This window comes from Nocardia colli (assembly GCF_008704205.1).
Taxonomy (GTDB): Bacteria; Actinomycetota; Actinomycetes; order Mycobacteriales; family Mycobacteriaceae; genus Nocardia; species Nocardia colli.
On the sequence record NZ_VXLC01000008.1, the window covers coordinates 57,018 to 78,475 of the forward strand.

The following is a 21,458-nucleotide window of genomic DNA, read 5'->3' on the forward strand; positions in this document are numbered from 1 at the left end:
TTTTCTTGATATCGCCATCCGCCTCCTAGATAGGCGGGCGCGCACCGTTCTCCGTGCGCAGCGCCGCCGCGGCGAGCCCGCTGTGCCGAACCCGAGCGGGCAATGCCGCATTGACGGTGCGGATGCCGGTCCCGACCCGGTTGAGGCGTCGCTGGTCTTTGTACGTCCAGGTCAGCTCGAACGACTCCCGTGCGCTGGGCCGGAGCAGGCCGACCGCGAACAGCCGCACCAACGACCCGGCCGGCGGCCGCAGCCGATTCCAGACACGGTCGGGCAGGTGCGGTACCGGCGAGGCCGTCATGTAGTTGAGGACCAGCGATTTGAACATTGTGTGGAACACGCGGCCGGTCTGCAGCCGCTCGGCGATCATCGTTTCGTAGTACACCTCGAACTCGGCGAGGTCGGCCGGCATATGCGTCGGCCGCAGCCCCAGCACCCCACCTAGTTGGCGCCAATCCTGATACAACTGCTCCCGATCGGATTCGGGGATCGGCGCATTTATCGCCACGCGATAGCGGCACAACCCGTCGAACAAGGTTGCCAGCACCCACGCGTAAGCCTCCGGACGCAGTGCGTGGTATCGGTTCCCGTCGGCGTCGATACCTTTCATCGCCTTGTGCATCTCGAACAGTCGTTGCGATTCGTCCAGGGCGCCCTGCCCGCCGTAGATGAGCCGCCAGATCGAGTCGATGGTCCGGTTCAACCGGCCGACCAAATCGGCGCGGGGTGTCGAATGGTCGAAAACCGCCGCGGCGATGATCGGATGCGCGGTCTGCATCAGCAGACTCGCCGCACCTTGCAGGACCACGGTCCGATCGGCCGCCAACTCCCAGGCCATACACCCCGGACCGAGCGGTTCGGCGGCAATCGCGCCATGCCTCGCGACAGCGTCCATTCCTGCCTCCATCTGATCGTCGTCATCTTGCCGATCGAGCCAAGACCGATAATTCGATGGTGCGTCTCACAGTGAACACAACTGGCGACGACAATTCAACCGGCACGCGAGCAACCGGTCAGCGAGTCGGGCTGCATCTCCGTTGCCGCAATTCGCCGAGGTCGGTAACTTTCTGTTCCATTGCTCGGCATTCGACCACGGTCGGCGCAGATCACGTATACGGCGGCGGCAAGGAAAAGCAACGGGTAGCAGCCCGCGTAGTACGGCACGGCGATATTCGCCCACCAGGCCGGAAGGTCGTCCCGGGGCAGCATGAACAGCCCGATGCCGATCGGATGTGGCGCATCCGCGATCGGCGGGCGGCCCGGGTAATTCCACCACCAGCAGAAGCTGGTGAGCAGCACGGCCAGGCACGGCAACCAGCGGTATCTGGTGGCCGCGACGCACCCGTGGTGCAGCGCGAGAACGAACAGCGGTACGAACCAGACCCAGTGGTGCCCCCAGGAGAACGGTGACGCGCACGCCGAGGTCAGGCCCGCCATGGTGACCGCCAGCAGCGTCCGCTGCGACCGGTCGGCCAGCACCGCGGCGGCGAGGCCGAGGACGACGAACAGAGCGGCGACGGCGAGCCACATCCAGGTGGGCGCGACGTACACCGTCGACTCGGAATTGTGCACGGCGAAGCGGCGCACGTCGTAGAACCGCAGCAATTGTGCCAAGAACCCGTTGACCGACTGATTGGCCGGCGAATCGACCGGTCCGACCCGCGCCGAAGCGCTGAACTGTTGCCCCCAATATGTCGTGGCGTCGCCGGGCCGCACCAGGAAACCGATCGCGATTGTCGCCGCGAAGGAGCCCGTCGCGATCCAGAACGCCCGCCACTGCCGGGTGCAGGCGAGGTATATGAGAAAGAACGCGGGCGTGAGTTTGATGCCGGCCGCGATACCGACGAAGAGTCCACGCAATCGTGCGGTACGCGGGCGGGTGAGATCCCAGACCACCATCAGCACCAGGAACACGTTGATCTGTCCGAGCCAGATCGTGGACCGCACCGGCTCGAACGCGGTACACACCACCGCGAGCGCAGCCGCGAACAACCATGTACGTGGGGAATTGGGATAGCGCAGGGCGCGCAGGCAGACCATGACGAGCGCCACCAGCGCGGCCATGATCGCCGCCCACCAGAGCACTTTCATGGTCAACGGCCCGAGCACCGTCAACGTGACGAAGACCAGTGCGGCGAACGGGGTATAGGTGAATTCCATATCGAAGAAGACCGGCCCGCTGTACAGGCCCGCCCTGGCGCGAACGGCCGCGCCGCCCGCCTGATAAACGTAGAGATCCACACCATTGCCGAAAAGGCCGTAGTACGGATTCCCGAGCGGGATGGCATAGACATGCCACACGAGAACCGCGAGCGCGGCGAATATCCCGGTGCCTACCAAGGCATTCGAGACGTCGGCCGCCGATTCTCGATCGGCTACCAAAGGCTTCGTGTCCGGGAATGCTGCTGTCGTCATATAGGCGCCTTAGCTCGGTACGTCGGTGCGGAGATCAACGGTCGATCGGCGGAGCGGATTCGACGCGCGCGCTCATAGGCGGGCAACACGGTCGAAACGGACACTGGCCTGCGCGCGGCCCACGAACTGTCCGTCCAGCTATCTGAGAGCACAGTCGGTACAGCAGGTTACGCAGTGCCGTGACGATCAGAGCTCGAGACTCAACATTCCGGACCCGGACCGTGCATGTGCACAATGCCGATCGGACAATGATCAGCGGTATGCCGATAGCAAATCGCTGTCATTTGCGCTGAGCTGATTCAGGACCGCCGACCCGCATGGTCGGCGTGACCGAGCAATGATGCTGGAGGATCGAGATGGGGAAATCCGCGATGCGGCGGCTCGGCGTAACGGCGGTGTCGATGTGCCTTGCGCTGACTGCGATCGGGGCCGCCACGGCCGACCCCGGATACCCGGCGTTCCCGCCGGATCAGAATCAATTGCCGCAATTGCCGACCGAGCCCGGACTCTATGACCTGCTGCCGATTCCGGTGCCGGCCGAGGATCCCTGGTACGCCGATCCGCCGGAGCTGGAAACCTACGCGCCAGGGCAGATCGTGCGCTCCAGGGAGGTGCAGACCCGGTTGCTCGGCATTCCGTTCCCGGTCTACACCAAGCAATTGCTGTACCGCACCAACGATGTGCACGACAATCCGATCGTCACCGCGACAACCGTTGTCGTACCGGGAATTCCATGGCTGGGCAGTCCGCGGCCGGTGATCTCGTTCCAGGAGGCGATCGACTCGACCAACTCCGCCTGCAATCCGTCCTACACGATGCAGACCGGAACCATGAAAGAAGTTGCGCTCCTGCAATATTGGCTGGAGCAGGGATTCGCGATCAACATCCCCGATTTCGACGGCAAGTTCAACACGTTCAACACCTACGCCGAGGGCAAGATGGTGCTCGACAGCCTGCGCGCCATGAAGAACGATCCGGGGCTGGGATTCGCCGACTCCGGTATCGCGCTCTACGGATATTCCGGCGGCGGGTCCGGTTCCATTCGCGCGGCAGAACTGCGCGAAAGCTACGCCCCGGATGTCCGGCTGCTCGGCACCACCATCGGCGGCACCCCGGCGGATCTGGTCGGCATCGCCAAATACGCCACCCAACCCGAGCCGGGCCTGACCGGCACCAGCAACTTCACCATGTGGCTCGGCATGGCCAGCCTCGCCCGCGAATACCCCGACGTGTTCAAACCCGAGGAGCTGCTCAACGCCGAGGGCCAGCAGCTGCTGAAAGACTTCCAGGCCCGGTGCTACGCCACCATCGCGCTGTCCGGCTCGTACCGCCCGATCAGCGCCTACTATCAGCCGGGCAAGTCGATGGAGAACTCCCCGGAGATCGTCAAAGTGTTGCAGGACAACAGTCTCGGCAAGCACATCCCCGACACCCCGATCCTGTGGTGGCACGGTCTCTGGGACGAACTGATCCCGCCGTCGACCGTCATCCCCGCGATCAACTACTACTGGGAGCACGGAGCCGATCTGCGCTTCTACACCGTCCCGGTCCCGGAACACATCACCAACGCCGTGACCGGATGGTTCCCCGCGGTCGCCTGGACCAGCGCCGTCCTGCGCGGCCTGCCGCCCGGACCGAAATTCAAGGCCGACTTCCAGCCGCTACCGCCCGGATTCCCCGGCAGCTGAACCACGCGGCGACCGTTCAGTCCGCGGCAGGACCGGGCGCGAGGTTGTCGATGAGCAGACCGAGGGCGAAGTCGAAACGCTGGTGCCCGTTGCCCGAGGTCAACTCGGTCACGTACTTCCTGGTGTTCGGGAACGTGGCCTCGGGCAGGGCGCCGAAGCGGGCCGCCAGTTCCTCCGGGCTCAAAACCCAGGTCGCGTCCTCTGCCTTCTGCCGTTGCCGGACCAGGGAGTGCTCCAGGGCGTAGCCGGCGACGTAGAGCGACATGGCGTCCATACCCCAGGCCGCGGTCTGCGGCTCGATGCCCGCCGAGAGCAGGATCGCGAAAATCCCCTCGGCCACCCGCAGGGCCTCCAGGTTGGTCGGCACCATCGCGAGCGCGGCACGCGAGATGCCCGGGTACTTCAGATACTGGTCGCGCAGCTGGGCGTACACGTCGCGGATCTGCTCGCGCCACCGATCCGGATCGGGCTTCGGCAGCACGATCTGGGCGCACAGCCGGCCGACCAGCAGGTCGTCGATGTCGGCCTTGTTGACGATGTGGGCATAGAGCGAGGACGGTCCCGTGCCGAGCACGTTCGTCACGCTGCGGATCGTCAGCGCGTCGTATCCCTGCTCGGCCACGACCTGTAGCGCGGCCTCGGTGATCCGCTCGACCGTGATGGGCGGCTTACGCGCCGGCGGCGCGGCCACGGCATCAGGCTGGGCGTGCCGCGCCGCCCGGCGCTGCTTGGGGTCGCTTGCCATACCCCGACTATAGCTCGACACGATCAAAGTTCGTCATCCAGAACTTAGATCACCAAGCCGGTCAGTTGACTCCATAACACCGACCAGTGAAATCGTCTACGCGGAGCGACCTTTCGATCAGGAGGGCTGGGGTTGGGGGTGGCGGCTGGATTCGCGGAAGCGGGTGACGAGTTCGGCGGGGGCGGTGGCTGGGGAGCCCGCGTTGTACGGGGGTTGGGGGTCGTATTCGGCCATGAGTTGAATGGATTGGGCTACCTCGTCGCCGGCGATTATTCCGGCGAGGGTGAGGGCCATGTCGATGCCTGCGGAGACGCCGGCGCCGGTGACGTATTTGCCGTCGTGGACCACGCGTTCGCTGACAGCGGTCGCGCCCAATGCGGTCAGGTTGTCGAGGGCCAGCCAATGGGAGGTGGCGCGGCGGCCGGTGAGCAGTCCTGCGGCGGCGAGGATGAGGGAGCCGGTGCAGACCGATGTTGTCCAGGTGCTGGTTTCGTCGACCAATCGCAGCCACTGGTGCACGGGACCGTCCGACATATGCGCGGTCTGGCCGGGGCCGCCGGGAACGAGCACGATGTCGGGGTCGAGTACCTCGGTCAGCTCGGCGTCGACGACCAGCCGGAGGCTGCCTGCATCGTTGCGAACGGGGCCGACGGACTCCCCGACGAAGACGACCTCGGCGCCGGGCAGGCGACTGAGCACGTCATAGGGCCCGACGGCGTCCAGGGCGGTGAAACGATCGAACAGCAGGATCGCGATCTTCATGATTCTCCTAGGGACGGTACGAAACTCGGTTGGAAACGTCGCCGATATTCGGCAGGCGCGACGCCGACCACGCGCAGGAATGCGCGCCGCATCGCCTCCGTCGTGCCGTATCCGCAGTCGTCGGCGATTTCCTCGATGCTGTGATTGGTGTCCTCGAGCTGGCGACGCGCGGCCTCCAGGCGAATTCGATCCACATAACGTCCCGGGGGCATGCCCACCTCGGCCGAGAACGCCCGGGTGAACTGCCGCGGCGACAAACTCGCCCGCTGCGCGAGCGCCTCCACGGACAGGTCGGAATTCGGATGCTCGGCCACCCACTGCTGCACCTCGCGCACGGGTTCGCGCTGGGCCATCTGGGTGGCGAGCTGAACGCTGAATTGGGCCTGGCCACCGGGCCGCCGCAGAAACACCACCAGGTGCCGCGCGACGGCCAACGCCGTATCCCTGCCGAGGTGGTCCTCGACGATGGCCAACGCGAGGTCGATACCCGCGGTGACCCCGGCGGAGGTCGAAATCGCGCCGTCCTGAACGAAAATCGGCTCGGTCAGCACCTGAACGTCAGGAAAGCGCTCGGCCAGCGCGGCACAATGCGCCCAGTGCGTCGTCACCCGACGCCCCGCGAGCAGGCCCGCCTCGGCGAGCAGGAACGCACCCGTGCACACCGAGACGATCTGCCGCGCCCGCCCGGCGTTCTCCCGCACCCACGCCACCATCCGCGGGTCGTGCTGGGCACCGCCCAACCCGCCGGGGACTAACAGGACATCCGGATCCTCGACGCTGTCCAGGTCCGTGTCGGGAACGATCAGCAAACCGCTCGAGGTGCGCACCGGTTTCCCGCCGAGGCTAGCGGTAGTGATCGTGTAGGCAACTTCCTGCCCGAGCCAGGCCCGGGCGGTATTCGCCCCGGTGAACGCCTCGAGCGGCCCCGTCACGTCGAGGCTCTGCACGCCGTCGAAACAGACGATGAGCACCTTCCGAATGGCCATATCTCATCGTCGCCCCACCCCGCGATGACTGCAAGGCCAAATAACCCACCTTTTAGGACATCGAGAGGTGCTAGTTCTTCCGCAGGTACCGGTTCAGAAAGTTGATCAGCGTGCCGCGAATCTCGAATGGCGAGACCGCGCCGAGGAATACGTGATCGGCGTCGTATCCGTGCAGCTCGGTCGGCACACCCGCCGCGTCCAGCGCGGCCTGTAGCTCGAGGCTCTGCCCGAACGGGACAATGTGGTCGTGTGTGCCGTGCTGGAAGAGGGTCGGCGGATCGTCGGGGGTGACATAGCTGACCGGACTGGCATTGCGCGCGCGATCCGGGCAGGCCGAGGGTGCGCAGCCGCCGAGCAGCACGCCCTCGGGCGATGCCGCGGCATCGTGGGGCAGGCTCAACCCATCCTTGGGCGCTTGCTGATCCATCGTGAGCAGGTCCGTCGCACCGAACCAGCTGACGGCGGCCTGCACCCGGCTCGAGTACCCGGTCACCCCCTCATTGCCTTCCAACCCGGCGACGTCACCGGACGTGCCGAGCATCGCCGCCAGATGCCCACCGGCCGATTCGCCCAGGGCGGCAATCCGATCGGGGTCGAGCCCATAGGTCGCCGCATTGGCCCGCAGCCACCGCACCGACGACTTCACGTCATAGATCTGGGCAGGCCACGGAGCTTGCGTGGAGTACCGGTAGTCCACCGCGGCCACCGTGTAACCGGCCTTGGTCAAGTCCTCGAACTTGCTCGCCTGACCGAGGTCCCACGGCATCGGAACGCCGTAGTCGTCCCGCCGGCCCACCTGCCAGCCGCCACCGAATATGTAGACGACCACCGGCGCGGGCTCGGCGCCGGCCGCGGGCAAGTAGAGATCCAGCTTCAGATCCCGACCGTCGACGGACGCGTACGTGACGTTCGGAATGTCACGCGAACCCGGCGCCGCGGACGCGACCGGCCCGCTCAGCAGCACCATGACCATTGCCGCCGTCAGGCTCCATGCGGTCTTGACCATGGATCGAAACCCTTCAGTTGCCCCCGGCTGCGAGAGCTCTTGCAGCCGAGTCTCATTCGCGAATACCTATAACCGTGACTGCCAATCGCGCAGTGCGCGCCGGACGAATTCCGCCGCCGAACCGAGATAGCTTGCCGGATCGAGCAGCTCCTCGATCCGGTTGCGGTTCAAGAACTTTCCGATCGTGGAGTCCGCGGCCAGCAGCTCGGCGAGATCGCCCGACGAGGCCCGCAGGCAGCAGGCGGCGACCACATCGGTTGCCTCTTGCCTGCCCACCGCTCCCCCGGCGACCGACACCAACTCGATGGCGACATTCTCGACCACGAGCAGCCCACCCGTGCTTTCGAGGTTGTCACGCATACGAACCGGATCAACCTGAAGACGTTCCAGACATACACGCAACCAATGCACCGCCGAACCGGCACTACGCAGCAGCTCGGTGAGCGGCCGCCACTCGGCATGCCAAGCACCGGCCGCCCGCTGATGTTCGTGCCCACCCGCGGCCAGCAGGTCGGCGACCAGCCCGGGCCCCTGAGCGGCCGAGCCGGCGGCCAGGACGGCGGCGACGGGATTCTGCTTGTGCGGCATCGTCGAGGAACCGCCGCTGCCAGGCGGCCCTTGCTCGCGCACCTCGGCGATCTCGGTCTGCGCGAGCAACGTGATATCGCGAGCGATCTTCGCGACCGCCCCGCACGTCTGCCCGAGCACCCCGGCGACCTCCGCGATCCGGCTGCGCTCGGTATGCCAGGCCAACGACGGTTCGGCCAGCTCGAGCCGTCGCGCAAGCTCACTCAGCACGGGAATCCCGTTGCCACGCAAGGCCGCCAGCGTTCCGACCGCACCGCCGAACTGCACCGCGAGTCGTTCCCGGCGAACCAGATCTATCCGGTCCAGCGCCGCGATCACCCCGCCGAGCCAGCCGGCCGCGGTCAGCCCGAAGGTCACCGGCAGCGCCTGCTGGAGCAGGCTGCGTCCGACCGTCGCCGTGCCCGCGTGCTCCTCGGCCAGCTGCGCCAGCCGCGTTGCGCAGACGTGCAGGTCGGTGCGCAACGCGGCCAGCGCCCGCGCGCTCAACAGCATCGCGGCGGTATCGATGACATCCTGACTGGTCGCGCCCAGATGCACATAGGCGGCGGCCGCGGGCTCGACCCGCGCGGTCAGCGCGCGCACCAGCGGACCCGCCGGATTGCCGATCCGCACCGCGTCGGCGCCGAGCGCGGCGATATCGTAAATCTCGGCCCGGCAGCACTTTTCGATCGCGGTCGCGGCCTCCGCCGGAATAACACCCGACGCGGCCGAGGCAGCTGCCAGCGCCGCCTCGAAATCGAGCATCGCCTGCACCCAGGCCCGATCGCTGACCAACTCGGCGACGGGCCCCGCCGCCAGCACCCCGTCGAACAGCCCGCCCGTCGCCATCAGCGAACCCGCCGCAGGCGCGCCGAAAGCCCGGTTGACCAGGACAGCAGCAGGTTCATGGTGGCGTTCATTCCCGATGTGCGATGCGTGAGTGTCATCACGCTACGATCACCCACACCAGAAATCCAATAGATCTTTTGCGATCTGCGTATAGAGGAGATCTATGGGCGCCGAATTCGACCTGAACCTCATCCGGACCTTCGTCCTGCTCTACGAGACACGGAGCGTGACCGCGGCGGCCGATGTCCTCGGCGTCACCCAGCCGACGGTCAGCTACGGCCTCGGCAAGCTGCGCCGGCGGCTCGGCGACGAACTCTTCGTCCGCGGCCCCGGTGGCCTGGTGCCGAGCTCGGAAGCCGAGCGGCTCTATCCCCCGCTGCGCACCGCCATCGAACAACTCGACGTAACCATCGGCGCCGCAACCCAATTCGATGCCACGGGCCCGGTCAGCTTCTCGATCGGCCTGTCCGATCTCGGCGAGGTCAACTCGCTGCCGCTGATCCTCGCCGAGCTCGCCGTCCGCGCGCCTGCCGCGACCCTGCAGGTGCACGCGTTCGACATCGACACCGCGACAGACGAACTCACCCGCGGCCGGGTCGACGCGATCGTGGCCAGCCCCATCCTGGATTCGGTGCGGCTCAATCGAATACCGCTGTTCACCGAGGGTTACGCGGGCATGGCCGCCGCCCACCACCCCCGGTTGAGCGCCGGCACACCGACCGAGGCCGAACTGCGGGCCGAACGCTTGATTGTCGTCGACGGCACCACCGGCCACCCGGCACCCCGGCGTGCACTGAACACCCATGGGCTGGAAGGGAACATCGCGGTCCGGGTCACCCGCTTCGCCACGTTGCCGTATGTGGTGCAGGACAGCGAACTCGTCGCCATCGTCCCGCTGCGCATCGCCCGCGCGCTGGCCCGCACGCATCCCGTCCGCACCTTCGAGCTGCCCTGGCCCATCGAGCCGGCCGAGGTCGCCGCCTACACCCGCCGCACGCCGGGGCGCAGCGCCGCGCAGGCCTGGTTCCTCGACGTCATTCTCGCCGCGTTGCAGGACCTGCCCTGACGACTGTGTCGTACGCGACCAAAGTTCCCTAAGGGAACTCGAATGGCTAGACTGACTTCATGCAACGGACGAACTTCGGCGAGATGGCTTGCTCGATCGCACGCACCCTCGACATCGTCGGCGAGCCGTGGTCGCCGTTGATCCTGCGCGACGTGTGGGTCGGGTTCACCCGGTTCGAGCAGATCCAGGCCGACCTGGGTATCTCCCGCAAGGTGCTGACCGAGCGGTTGAACCATCTCGTCGAGCACGGCGTGCTGGAGCGCAAGGCCTACGACCAGCGGCCGCGCTACGAGTACGTGCTGACCGAGAAGGGCACCGAGCTGATCGATGTGCTCATGGTGATGGTCGGCTGGGGCGACAAGTGGCTCGCGGGCGCGGCCGGGCCGCCGGCGCTCTACCGCCATCACGCGTGCGGCGAGATCAGCCGGGTGGACCTGCGCTGCGCCCACTGCGGTGAGCCGATGCACGCGGGTGATGTCGACGTGCTGCCAGGTCCCGGCGCGGCGGTTCGCTCAGTGCCGATCTGACGTTCTCGGCTGATCCAGCCGCTTGCACAGGTTACGGACGGTCCGCTCGGTGAACACATCTCTGAGTTCGACTGTGGCACCGGTGGATTCCGCTATGCGGCGCGCGAGCCGGACCACCAGCAGTGAGTGCCCGCCCAGATCGAAGAACGAATCGTCGATGCCGACCTCCGCTACGCCGAGCACATCGGCAAACACGCTGCACAGCTGCTCTTCCCGGGGAGTCCTCGGCGCTCGATACGCGCCACCGGTAAAGACCGGCGCCGGTAGGGCTTTGCGGTCCACCTTGCCGGTCGGGCCCAGCGGCAACGCGTCGAGGACCACCAGCGCGGCGGGAATCATGTACTCCGGCAGGCGACTGGAGACGTACTCCCGGACCGCCGAAACATCCACTCCCGCTTCGACATCGGCCGGAACCAAGTAACCCGCCAGCTGCTGACCGGTATGACCGTCCCGAGCCACGACGACCGCCCTCGCCACCGATGGATGACCGCACAGTGCCGACTCGACTTCGCCCGGCTCGATGCGGAATCCACGTACCTTCACCTGGTCGTCGGCACGGCCGGCGAATACCAACTGTCCCTCGGCGTTCCAGCGCACCAGATCTCCGGTGCGGTACAAGCGGCCACCCGGCTCCGGCGCGAAGGGATCGGCGATGAACCGAGCCGCGGTGAGTCCGCCGCGACCCAGGTATCCGCGCGCCAAACCGGCGCCGGCCACGTACAACTCGCCCACCACGCCCCTGGGCACCGCGCGCAAGGCACGGTCGAGCACGAACACCCTCGTGTTGTCGACCGGCCGTCCGATGGGCACCGATACCGCACCGACGCCGTCAGCCACTGCCCAAGTGCTGTCCGCGCTCACCTCGGAAGATCCGTAGAAGTTCAGTAAACGGCTGTCCGGCAATACCTTCGAGAACGACTCGGCCACCGGCCCCGGCAACGGTTCACCGCTGCTGACCCACACTGCGCAGCCGGCGGCACGGCCGATTCGGTCGTCCGCCAGCATCGCCGACAACAGGCTCGGCACCAGCACGATCCGCCGGACCTGGTGCCGCTCGATCAGGGTGATCAGTTCGGCGACGTTGCGAACCTGCTCGCCGTCCGCGATCACCACGGTCCCACCGTTGGTCAGTGGACCTGCGATCTCGAACAGGGAGTCCAGGAAGCTCAATGATGTTTTCGCGCAAACAGTCTCGTTCGGCGTCCACGGAAAAACCTTGCGGTACCAAGCCAGACGATTCGTCAGGCCGGCGTGCGTACCGACAACGCCTTTCGGCGCACCGGTCGAACCCGACGTGTAGACGATGTACGCCGCGTTGCCTGGACCGACAACGGGTAGCGGCGTCTGCTCGGCATAACGCTGCGCCGCCGCCATGGCCGAGGTGTCGAGCACGGTCACCGGCCGGGAATCCGCCATCATGTACTGGATCCGGGACTCGGGGTATTCCAGATCCACCGGCAGGTATGCGGCTCCGGCTCTGAGCACGCCCAGTACGGCGATCACCATCTCCGCCGATCGCGGCAGGCACACCGCCACAACGTCTTCGGCACCGACGCCCTGCGCGATCAACCAGTGCGCCAGCTGGTCGACCCGGGCGGCGAGCTGGGCGTAGGTCAGCTCGACGGCACCGCGGATCACCGCGGTCGCGTTCGGCGTCGCGGCCGCCTGCGCGGCGAACAGCTCCGGCAAGGTCGCGTTCGGTACGGCGACGGTGGTGTCGTTCCACTCTTGCAACAGCTGCCGCTGCTCGACGGGCAGCAGTATCTCCAAGTCCGACAACGCCATTGCCGGGTCTGCGACGACGGCATCGAGCAGGCGCAGGAATCGGCCGGTAAGCAACTCGACCGTGTGCCGATCGAACAGGTCGGTCGAGTACTCGACCGTGCCCGTGTAGCCGCCCTGGTCCGCGCTCAGCTCCGTCAGCGCGAAGAACAGGTCGAACTTGGCGGTTCCCGTGCCGGCCGGCATCGGTGCGGTGTCGATGCCCGGGAAGTCGAACTCGTGAGACGTGTTGTTCTGCAACGAGAACATGACTTGGAACAACGGGTGATACGCGGTCGATCGCACCGGATTCAGCAACTCGATCAACCGCTCGAACGGCAGGTCCTGATTCTCGTAGGCGTGCAGCGCCTTTCCACGCACCTGGTCGAGGATGTCCGCGAACCGGACGCCGTCGGACACCTCGACTCGCAGTACCCAGGTGTTCACGAAGAACCCCACCAGATCGGCCAACGCCTCGTCGGTCCGGCCGGCGATCGGGCTGCCGATCGGAATATCCGCTCCCGCACCGAGTTTGTGCAACAGAACGGCGAAGGCCGATTGCAGGACCATCGACGCGGTCGCTCCCCGACTCTGCGCCAACCGCTCCACTGCCGATCGCAACTCAGTGCCGACGGCGAATTCGATCATCGCTCCTCGCGAACTCGCGACCTTCGGCCGTGGCCGATCGAACGGCAAGGTCAACTGCTCGGGGAGACTGGACAGCTCTTTGGACCAGTACTCGAACTGGAGTGATGACAAGCTCCCTGGATCCGCCGAGTCCCCCAGCAACTCCTGCTGCCACAACGCGTAGTCCGCGTACTGCACCGGCAGCATCGGCCAATCAGGTTCCTGCCCGGCGCATCTGGCCGCGTAAGCGGTGGAAAGATCGCGTGCCAACGGTCCCAGAGATCCGCCATCCGCGGCAATGTGATGGACCACCAGCACCAAGACGTGCTCATCAATACCCCCGCGGAACACACTGGCCCGCAACGGAATCTCCGCTGAAAGATCGAACGGACAACGCACTGCGGTCTCGATCGCCTCGTCCACATCCGCGATATCCGACACCGTCACCGGAACCTCGACCGCGTCGAGCACCTGCTGCACGGGCACGCCGTTCACCTCGGTGAAGACCGTCCGCAAGCTCTCATGCCTGCCCACCACGTCACCCACCGCCGACACCAGCGCCGCGACCTCGACCCGTCCGGTCAACCGCACCGCCAACGGCACGTTATACGTCGCCAACGCCCCCTCGAACCGGTCCAGGAACCACATCCGCTGCTGCGCAAACGACAGCGGAACCGCCCCCGAACCAGATCGTCCAACCAATACCGGCCGCAACGGCACCCCGATATCGAGACGAGCGGCCAACAATGCCGGAGTCGGCGCATCGAACACGGTCAGAATCGGCACCTCGATACCCATGACCACCCGAATCCGGCTGACCAGACGAGTAACCACCAGCGAGTGCCCACCCAGCTCGAAGAAGTCGTCATCGACCCCGACCCGGACCGCACCGAGAACCTCCGCGAATAGTTCGGCCAGGACCTTCTCCTGCGGTGTCGTGGGTTGGCGATAGCCCGAACGAGGCCTCTGCTGTTCCATTGCGACGGACGGCAATTGATCCAACGACTCCACCGGCGCGATCGCCATCGCCGGATCAGCCACTGCCCTCTCCAGAACACGCACGAACCGCTCGGCAAACGAACACACCGTGCCCTGATCGAACAGATCGGTCGAGTACTCGACCACACCCGCGTATCCAGGATCGCCGGAGTTCAGCTCCTCGAGCGCGAACAGCAAGTCGAACCGGGAGGTTCCGGTATAGACCGACATCGCCGACGCACTGACACCGGGGAGATCGAAGTCGTGAAACGTGTTGTTCTGCAACGTGAACATGACCTGGAACAGCGGATGGTATGCCGTCGACCGCACCGGGTTCAGTAGCTCGATCAGCCGCTCGAACGGCAGATCCTGATTCGCGTAGGCGCGCAATGCTTTTCCGCGCACCTGATCCAGCACATTCTCGAATCGAACCTGCCCCGACAAATCCACCCGCAGCACCCAGGTGTTCACGAAGAACCCCACCAGGTCGGCCAATGCCGCATCGGTCCGACCGGCGATCGGCGTCCCGATCGAAATATCCTCTCCCGCGCCGAGCTCATGTAATAGGACAGCGAACACCGTTTGCAAGACCATCGACGCGGTCGCGCCTCGGCTCCGGGCCAATCCCTCCACCGCCGAACGTAATCCGGCATCGATGGCGAACTCGACGACGTCTCCGCGGAAGCTCGACGCCTTCGGCCGCGGTCGGTCGAACGGCAGCATCGACCGATCGGGAAGACCCGCCAGCTCCTGGCGCCAATACTCGTACTGCACCGACGAAACACTTTGCGGGTCCGTCGGATCTCCGAGCAGCTTCCGCTGCCACGCGGCGTAGTCCGCGTACTGCACCGGCAATCCCGGCCAATCAGGTTGCCGCCCAGCACACCTGGCGGAGTATGCCTCCGAGAGGTCCCGAATCAACGGTCCCAACGACCCACCGTCCGCGGCAATGTGGTGAATCACGAGTACCAGTACGTGGTCATCGGCAGAGCGAAAAATATTGGCCCGCAACGGGATCTCTGCCGAGAGATCGAACGGATATCGTGCCGCACTCCGAACCGCACCATCCACATCCGCCGCATCGACCTCGGACACAGTGACCGGCACATCCACAACATCCAGCACCCGAGGCACCGGTACGCCCTCGGCCTCGGCGAAAACCGTCCGCAACGTCTGATGCCGGTCCATCACATCCCCGACCGCCGACACCAGCGCCGCGACATTCACCTGCCCGGTCAACCGCACTGCCAGCGGCACGTTGTACGTCGCGGACGGCCCGTGCGCCTGAGCCAAGAACCACATCCGTTGCTGCGCGAAGGACAACGAAACACGCACCGGATCAGCGCGCCGGATCAGGGCCGGACGGGTAGGCAAGTTCGCATCCAGCCGCGTCGCCAACTGTGCCGGAGTCGGCGCATCGAACACCGTCAGAATCGGCACCTCGATACCCATCACCACACGAATCCGGCTGACCAGCCGGGTAACCGCCAGCGAGTGCCCACCCAGCTCGAAGAAGTCGTCATCCGCGCCGGCCCGCACCACACCGAGCACTTCGGCGAACAGCTCGGTGAGCACCAACTCCGGCAACGACACCGGAGCCCGATACCCGGCCCGAGCGGCGAACCGCGGCGCAGGCAGTGCGCGCATGTCCAACTTGCCGTTGGCCGTCAACGGAAGCGCGTCGAGCACAGTAACCGTCGCCGGCACCATGTACGACGGCAACACCTCGATGAGATCGGCACGCACAGCGTCGATATCAATCGCAACGCCTGGCGCCGCAACCAGATAGGCGACGAGCTGCTCACCCAGATGATCGTCGGTACGGACCACCACGATGGCCTGCGCGACATCGTCCGAAGCGGTCAGCGCAGCTTCGATCTCACCGGGCTCGATCCGCATGCCCCGCAGCTTCACCTGGAAGTCCGTGCGGCCCAGGTACTCCAGCTCGCCGGCCACCGTCCACTTGACCCGGTCACCGGTGCGGTACATCCGTTCGCCCGGCACGAACGGATCCGCCACGAACCGATCGGCCGTCAGCTCCGCCCGCCCCACATAACCGCGCGCCAACTGTGCACCCGCCAAATACAACTCACCCGCTACACCCACCGGCACCAGGCCCAGCCCGGCATCCAATACATAGGTGCGCGTGTTGAACACCGGTCGACCGATCGGCACCGACACCACATCGGCCGCGGTCACCTCGTGGTAGGTGACATCTACAGCCGCCTCTGTCGGGCCGTAAAGGTTGTGCAATCGGGCACCGACCAGTTCCCGCAGTCGTTGGGCGGTTCCACCGGGCAGCGCCTCGCCCGACGCGAAAACATCACGCAGGCACTGACATTCGGCTGCCATCGGCTCGGCCACGAATGCCGCGAGCATCGACGGCACGAAATGCACCGTGGTGACACGCTCTTCGATGATGACCTGCGCCAGATACCGCGGATCGCGATGCCCGGCAGGCTTCGCGATCACCAGACGTGCGCCGACCGGCAACGGCCAGAACAACTCCCACACCGACACATCGAAGGTCGCCGGGGTCTTCTGCAACACCACGTCGTCGTGGCCCAGTCCATACTCCGACTGCATCCAGACGAGTCGGTTGACGATCGCGCCGTGCGAGACCGCAACACCTTTGGGCCGCCCGGTGGAGCCGGACGTGAAGATGACGTACGCGGTATTTCCGGTGCACAGTCGCCGGGGTCGATCGGCGTCGGTGAGTGGCGCAGCATCGAACGCTGACAGTTCGAGTTCGTCGATCCGCACCTGTCGCGCACGTCCGGTAGGCAAGTCGATGCCCGAGGTCAGCACGACAACCGGTCGTGCGGTGCCGAGAATGTAGTCGATGCGCCCAACCGGCTGGTCAGGATCCAACGGCACCCACCCGCCACCGGCCACCACCACCGCGTAGATGCCGACCACCAGATCGACAGAGCGAGACATCCCCACGCCTACCAACGAGTCCGGCCCCACGCCCAGCGAAATCAAGTACCGCGCAAGCCGATTCACCCGACCGGCGAACTCGCCGTAGGACAGGGTGGTCCCCTCGAACGTCACCGCCGGCGCCTGCGGCGTCCGTGCCACCTGCGCACCGAACAGCGACGCCAACGTCGCACCGCCGTCTAGGTCGCGAACGGACTCGTCCCACGCCGCGACAAGCAACGCTCGCTCACTCGGATCGAGCAGGTCGACGTCGCCGACCAGCACCGCCGGATCACTCACGACGGTTTCGAGTACGCGCAGGAACCGATCGATCAGCGTCCTGACAGTGTGCTGATCGAACAGATCTGTCGAGTACTCGACACGACCCACATAGCCGTCATCGTCTGCACCCAGTTCTTCGAGCGCAAAGAACATGTCGAACCTTGAAGTGCCGGTATCGACCTGCGTCGTGGCGGCATCCAGAAAGTCGAACTCGTGAAACATGTTGTTCTGCAACGCGAACATAACCTGGAACAGCGGATGATGCGCCGTCGACCGCACCGGATTCAGCAACTCGATCAACCGCTCGAACGGCAGATCCTGGTTCTCGTAGGCACGCAATGCCTTTCCGCGCACCTGGTCGAGGACATCGGCAAACCGGAGGCTCCGGGAGACTTCCACCCGCAGCACCCAGGTGTTCGCGAAGAACCCCACCAGATCGGCCGATGCCGCATCGGTCCGACCGGCGATCGGGCTGCCGATCGAGATGTCTGCTCCCGCACCGACCTTGTGCAGCAGGACCGCGAACGCAGACTGCAGAACCATCGATGCCGTCGCGCCCAGACTCCGCGCCAGTCGCTCCACCGCCATCCGGAGCCCGCCCTCGACGGCGAATTCGACTACCGCGCCCCGCGAACTCACCACCTTCGATGGCGGCCGATCGAACGGCAGCATCAACCGCTCGGGCACCCCGGCCAACTCCATCCGCCAGTACTCGAACTGCCGCGCCGACAGACTCCCTGAATCCGCTGGATCACCTAACAACTCCCGCTGCCACAGCGCGTAGTCCGCGTACTGCACCGGCAATGCCCGCCAATCCGGCTCCCGCCCTGCACATCTGGCTGCATAAGCGACCGACAGATCCCGCGCGAACACCGGCAGCGATCCACCATCGGTCGCGATGTGATGCATCACCACGACCAACACGCATTCATCGGCATCGCTGAACACGCTGACCCGCAATGGAATATCGACCGACAGATCGAACCGATATCGCGCCGCGGACCGCACCGCAGTATCGACATCCGCGACCTCGGACACCGCGACCGGCACCTCAATGTCCGAACTATCGAGTACCCGTTGCACCGCCGCACCCTCGACCTCGTCGAACACACTCCGCAGACTCTCGTGCCTACTCACCACATCCCGGAACGCCGCCCTGAGCGCATCGAGGTCGACACGCTCCGACAACCGCACGGCCAACGGCACGTTGTAGGTCGCCGACGCCCCATGGAGCCGATACAGGAACCACATCCGCTCCTGAGCGAACGACAGCGGAACGCGCTCCGGGCGGGCACGCGCGGTCAATGCCGCACGCGCGGGGACCCCCGCATCGAGGCGAGTCGCCAGCAAAGCCGGTGTCGGCGCATCGAATACCGTCAGGATCGGCACCTCGACCCCCATGACCGCACGGATGCGGCCGACCAGGCGCGTGGCCAGCAGCGAGTGCCCGCCCAACTCGAAGAAGTCATCGTCGGCTCCGGCCCGGTCCACGCTGAGCACTTCGGCGAACAGTTCGGCGAGAGTCCGCTCCGCCGGCGTCACTGGAGCCCGATATGCACTGCCGGAGAGGAACTCCGGGACGGGCAAGGCACGGATATCCAACTTGCCGTTGGGAGTCGACGGGAACTCATCGATCACCACTACCGTCGGCACCATGTACTCAGGCAATCGCTCCAGCAGATAGCGGCGCAGTGCCGAGGCCAACACCCGAGCACCAGGATTGCTGGCATAGCTAGACGGAGCGTGCAACGGTCCGGTCGGCAGATAGACGTCGGTCAGCGGTCGTCCGGCCACCCCACGCACGAAAACCGCGTCCATACAGCCCTTCCGGGCCGCCCAGGTAACTGCTGTCGTGTAGCCGTACTCATGGCCGAGGAGGTGCAACTCTTCGGGCAGCATCCCGGGGGAATCCGCGAGCTCACCGGTTGCGCGGGCCACTGATCGCATATCGCGGCCAATTCCCTCGTGCGGGATTTCCGTGATGCGCAGCGGTCGTGTGTAGTCCGAGAAGAGGGCCGATCGCAAGGCGGTGCGGTCAGTGAACCGGACCTCCGGCGCGTCGCCCAAAGACAAAGCGTCCGTTGGCTTCTTGCGCAACACGACGTCGTACCGATAGCACGTCAACTCGTTGACCACGTTCCCGCGCTTCAATTGGATATCGACAGCACCGATCTCGTCGACCACCCGCGCCAGCGCGGCGAAGTACTCAGGTGCCAGCAGCAACTCCTCTTCGCCCTGCATGGCTGTCCGAGCCCGCGACCGGATGAACTCCGGATCGGCGCCGCGATGCCGGGCCGCCTGCACCGCGGTCGAAAATTCTTCGAGCAACGTCCGATTACGAATGTCACCGAGGAATATCGCCCCACCCGGCGCGAGCAACTCCAGCAGTTGCCCGATCACCCGCCGCAGATAGCTTTCGCTCGGAAAGTACTGGACCACCGAGTTCAGAATGACCGTGTCGAACCGACCACGCGGTAGTCCCTGCATGTCATGCGCCGCACGCATCTCCAGGATGACGCGTCCGCCATCGCCCCACCGCTGCCGCACGTTCCGGATCGCCGCCTCGGAAACATCTGTACCCCAGTACTGTTCGCATCCGCGAGCCAGCTCGGACAGCAGCAGGCCGGAACCGACCCCGATCTCCAAGACACATCGAGGACTCAGCGCACGAATACGATCAACGGTCGCGTCCCGCCACTGCCGCATGTCCTCGATCGGTATCGGCGCACCGGTGTAGCTGTCATTCCAGCCCGCGAAGTCCGCTCCTGATTCGGCCGCGAGGCCCGAATAGACCTCGTCGTAGAGCCGATGCCAATGATCGACCATTTCGGCCTCGCCGCTGTCACCGGAATCGAAAGCCGGATCAACAGTTACGTACCCGAGCAACTGTTCGACACCCTGCCGAGCGGTCACGACGGCGCGAGTCACCGCCGGGTGCGAGGACAGTACGGCTTCTACTTCGCCGGGCTCGACTCGAATGCCACGAATCTTCACCTGAAAGTCCGTGCGCCCCAAGTACTCCAACTCGCCCCCAGCGGCCCACCGCACCCGGTCTCCAGTGCGATACATCCGCTCACCCACCACGAACGGATCAGCCACGAACCGTTCCGCGGTCAGATCCGCACGCCCCACGTAACCCCGCGCCAACTGAACACCGGCCAGATACAACTCACCCTCCCCGACCGACCGCAACCGGCTATCCAACACATAAACCCGAGTGCCGGGCACCGGCCGGCCGATCGGCACCGACACCGAATCCGCCGCACGCACTGGGTGATAGGTGACGTCCACCGCAGCCTCGGTCGGACCATACAAGTTGTGCAACCGTGCGCCAGTCGCTGAAATCAACGCTTGCGCAACCGTCCCCGGTAACACCTCACCCGAGGCGAAAACATCACGGAGAACACGACATTCACCAATCGTCGGCTCTGCCACGAACATTGCCAACATCGACGGCACGAAGTGAGCGACCGTAATCCCCTCCCCCACAATCAGATCGGTCAAATACCTCGCATCGCGATGACCTCCGGGCTCGGCCAACACAAGCCGCGCACCGGCCTGCAACGGCCAGAACAACTCCCACACCGAGACATCGAACGTCACCGGAGTCTTCTGCAACACCGCATCCCCGGCCCTCAACCGGTATTCCGCCTGCATCCACAACAACCGATTCACAATCGCCGCATGCGACACCGCCACCCCTTTCGGTCGACCGGTCGACCCGGAGGTGAACATCACGTAGGCGATATTCGACGCCCGCAACACCCCCAACCGTTCCCCTGCGGCGACCGGGTCCCCCGAAAAACCCGACACATCAACACAATCGACCTCGACACCCGCATCGAACCCGTCGCGCGACGTCGTCAATACACACACGACATCCGTAATCCCGAGCAGGTATCGACTACGCGCAACCGGCTGCTCAGGATCCAACGGCACGAACCCACCCCCGGCCGCCACCACCGCATACATACCGACCACCAGATCGATAGAACGCCCCATCGCCACCCCCACCAGCGAATCCGGTCCCACCCCCAGCGAAATCAGATACCGGGCCAGCCGATTCACCCGCCCGGCAAACTCCCCGTACGACAACGACGCCCCCGCGAACGTCACCGCCACCGCGTCCGGAGCCCGCTCCGCCGTCGCCTCGAACAACGAGACCAACGTCGCCCCACCGTCAACGCCCGACGATCCCCCGATAACAGCCCGCTCAGCAGGATCCGACATGCCGATTCCTTCCTCCGCCGTCCGCTCGGGAAGATCAGCGGGATCCTGAT

At 65.6% G+C, this 21,458-nt stretch carries 10 protein-coding genes and 1 pseudogene; 3 read left to right on the top strand and 8 right to left on the bottom strand.

Annotation, left to right across the window (positions count from 1 at the left end; translation table 11 throughout):
* Window positions 1-25 precede the first annotated feature (25 nt).
* Window positions 26-895 (bottom strand): oxygenase MpaB family protein, encoded by an 870-nt coding sequence (locus tag F3087_RS19260; protein WP_191094049.1) that lies wholly within the window; start codon window positions 893-895, stop codon window positions 26-28.
* 95 nt (window positions 896-990) lie between these two features.
* Window positions 991-2,415, bottom strand: a complete 1,425-nt coding sequence (locus tag F3087_RS19265; protein WP_150403391.1) for a glycosyltransferase 87 family protein — start codon at window positions 2,413-2,415, stop codon at window positions 991-993.
* 356 nt (window positions 2,416-2,771) lie between these two features.
* Here F3087_RS19265 and F3087_RS19270 point away from each other — a divergent pair, with 356 nt between their 5' ends.
* Window positions 2,772-4,103: a lipase family protein gene (locus F3087_RS19270; protein ID WP_150403392.1), complete on the top strand. Its 1,332-nt coding sequence runs from the start codon at window positions 2,772-2,774 to the stop codon at window positions 4,101-4,103.
* A 16-nt stretch (window positions 4,104-4,119) separates the two neighbouring features.
* On the opposite strand, the gene F3087_RS19275 is transcribed toward F3087_RS19270, so the two are convergent.
* From F3087_RS19275 to pcaB, 5 genes are all read right to left on the bottom strand, one after another.
* Complete coding sequence (locus F3087_RS19275) at window positions 4,120-4,848, bottom strand: TetR/AcrR family transcriptional regulator (protein ID WP_150403393.1); 729 nt, start codon at window positions 4,846-4,848, stop codon at window positions 4,120-4,122.
* A 117-nt stretch (window positions 4,849-4,965) separates the two neighbouring features.
* Window positions 4,966-5,610, bottom strand: coding sequence for a DJ-1/PfpI family protein (locus tag F3087_RS19280; RefSeq protein ID WP_150403394.1), 645 nt, complete (start codon window positions 5,608-5,610; stop codon window positions 4,966-4,968).
* Window positions 5,607-6,596, bottom strand: coding sequence for a GlxA family transcriptional regulator (locus F3087_RS19285; protein ID WP_191094050.1), 990 nt, complete (start codon window positions 6,594-6,596; stop codon window positions 5,607-5,609). The genes F3087_RS19280 and F3087_RS19285 overlap by 4 nt, the downstream gene beginning before the upstream one ends.
* Before the next feature lie 70 nt (window positions 6,597-6,666).
* Window positions 6,667-7,602, bottom strand: coding sequence for an alpha/beta hydrolase (locus F3087_RS19290; RefSeq protein WP_150403395.1), 936 nt, complete (start codon window positions 7,600-7,602; stop codon window positions 6,667-6,669).
* A gap of 66 nt (window positions 7,603-7,668) precedes the next feature.
* The gene (gene pcaB, locus F3087_RS19295; RefSeq protein ID WP_150403396.1) at window positions 7,669-9,018 is read right to left on the bottom strand and encodes a 3-carboxy-cis,cis-muconate cycloisomerase; all 1,350 of its coding nucleotides are present in this window, start codon (window positions 9,016-9,018) and stop codon (window positions 7,669-7,671) included.
* 163 nt (window positions 9,019-9,181) lie between these two features.
* Here pcaB and F3087_RS19300 point away from each other — a divergent pair, with 163 nt between their 5' ends.
* Window positions 9,182-10,084: a LysR family transcriptional regulator gene (locus F3087_RS19300; RefSeq protein ID WP_150403397.1), complete on the top strand. Its 903-nt coding sequence runs from the start codon at window positions 9,182-9,184 to the stop codon at window positions 10,082-10,084.
* A gap of 59 nt (window positions 10,085-10,143) precedes the next feature.
* Window positions 10,144-10,611, top strand: a complete 468-nt coding sequence (locus F3087_RS19305) for a winged helix-turn-helix transcriptional regulator (RefSeq protein ID WP_150403398.1) — start codon at window positions 10,144-10,146, stop codon at window positions 10,609-10,611.
* A gap of 27 nt (window positions 10,612-10,638) precedes the next feature.
* Here F3087_RS19305 and F3087_RS19310 read toward each other — a convergent pair.
* A pseudogene (locus F3087_RS19310) lies at window positions 10,639-21,363 on the bottom strand (amino acid adenylation domain-containing protein); the annotation flags it as partial.
* Between the last annotated feature and the right edge of the window lie 95 nt (window positions 21,364-21,458).

Coding starts and splice junctions, on each gene's coding strand:
- F3087_RS19290 (WP_150403395.1), bottom strand. CDS start 7,602: ATGGTCAAGACCGCATGGAGCCTGACGGCGGCAATGGTCATGGTGCTG.
- F3087_RS19305 (WP_150403398.1), top strand. CDS start 10,144: ATGCAACGGACGAACTTCGGCGAGATGGCTTGCTCGATCGCACGCACC.
- F3087_RS19265 (WP_150403391.1), bottom strand. CDS start 2,415: ATGACGACAGCAGCATTCCCGGACACGAAGCCTTTGGTAGCCGATCGA.
- F3087_RS19285 (WP_191094050.1), bottom strand. CDS start 6,596: ATGGCCATTCGGAAGGTGCTCATCGTCTGTTTCGACGGCGTGCAGAGC.
- pcaB (WP_150403396.1), bottom strand. CDS start 9,018: ATGGCGACGGGCGGGCTGTTCGACGGGGTGCTGGCGGCGGGGCCCGTC.
- F3087_RS19260 (WP_191094049.1), bottom strand. CDS start 895: ATGGACGCTGTCGCGAGGCATGGCGCGATTGCCGCCGAACCGCTCGGT.
- F3087_RS19270 (WP_150403392.1), top strand. CDS start 2,772: ATGGGGAAATCCGCGATGCGGCGGCTCGGCGTAACGGCGGTGTCGATG.
- F3087_RS19280 (WP_150403394.1), bottom strand. CDS start 5,610: ATGAAGATCGCGATCCTGCTGTTCGATCGTTTCACCGCCCTGGACGCC.
- F3087_RS19275 (WP_150403393.1), bottom strand. CDS start 4,848: ATGGCAAGCGACCCCAAGCAGCGCCGGGCGGCGCGGCACGCCCAGCCT.
- F3087_RS19300 (WP_150403397.1), top strand. CDS start 9,182: ATGGGCGCCGAATTCGACCTGAACCTCATCCGGACCTTCGTCCTGCTC.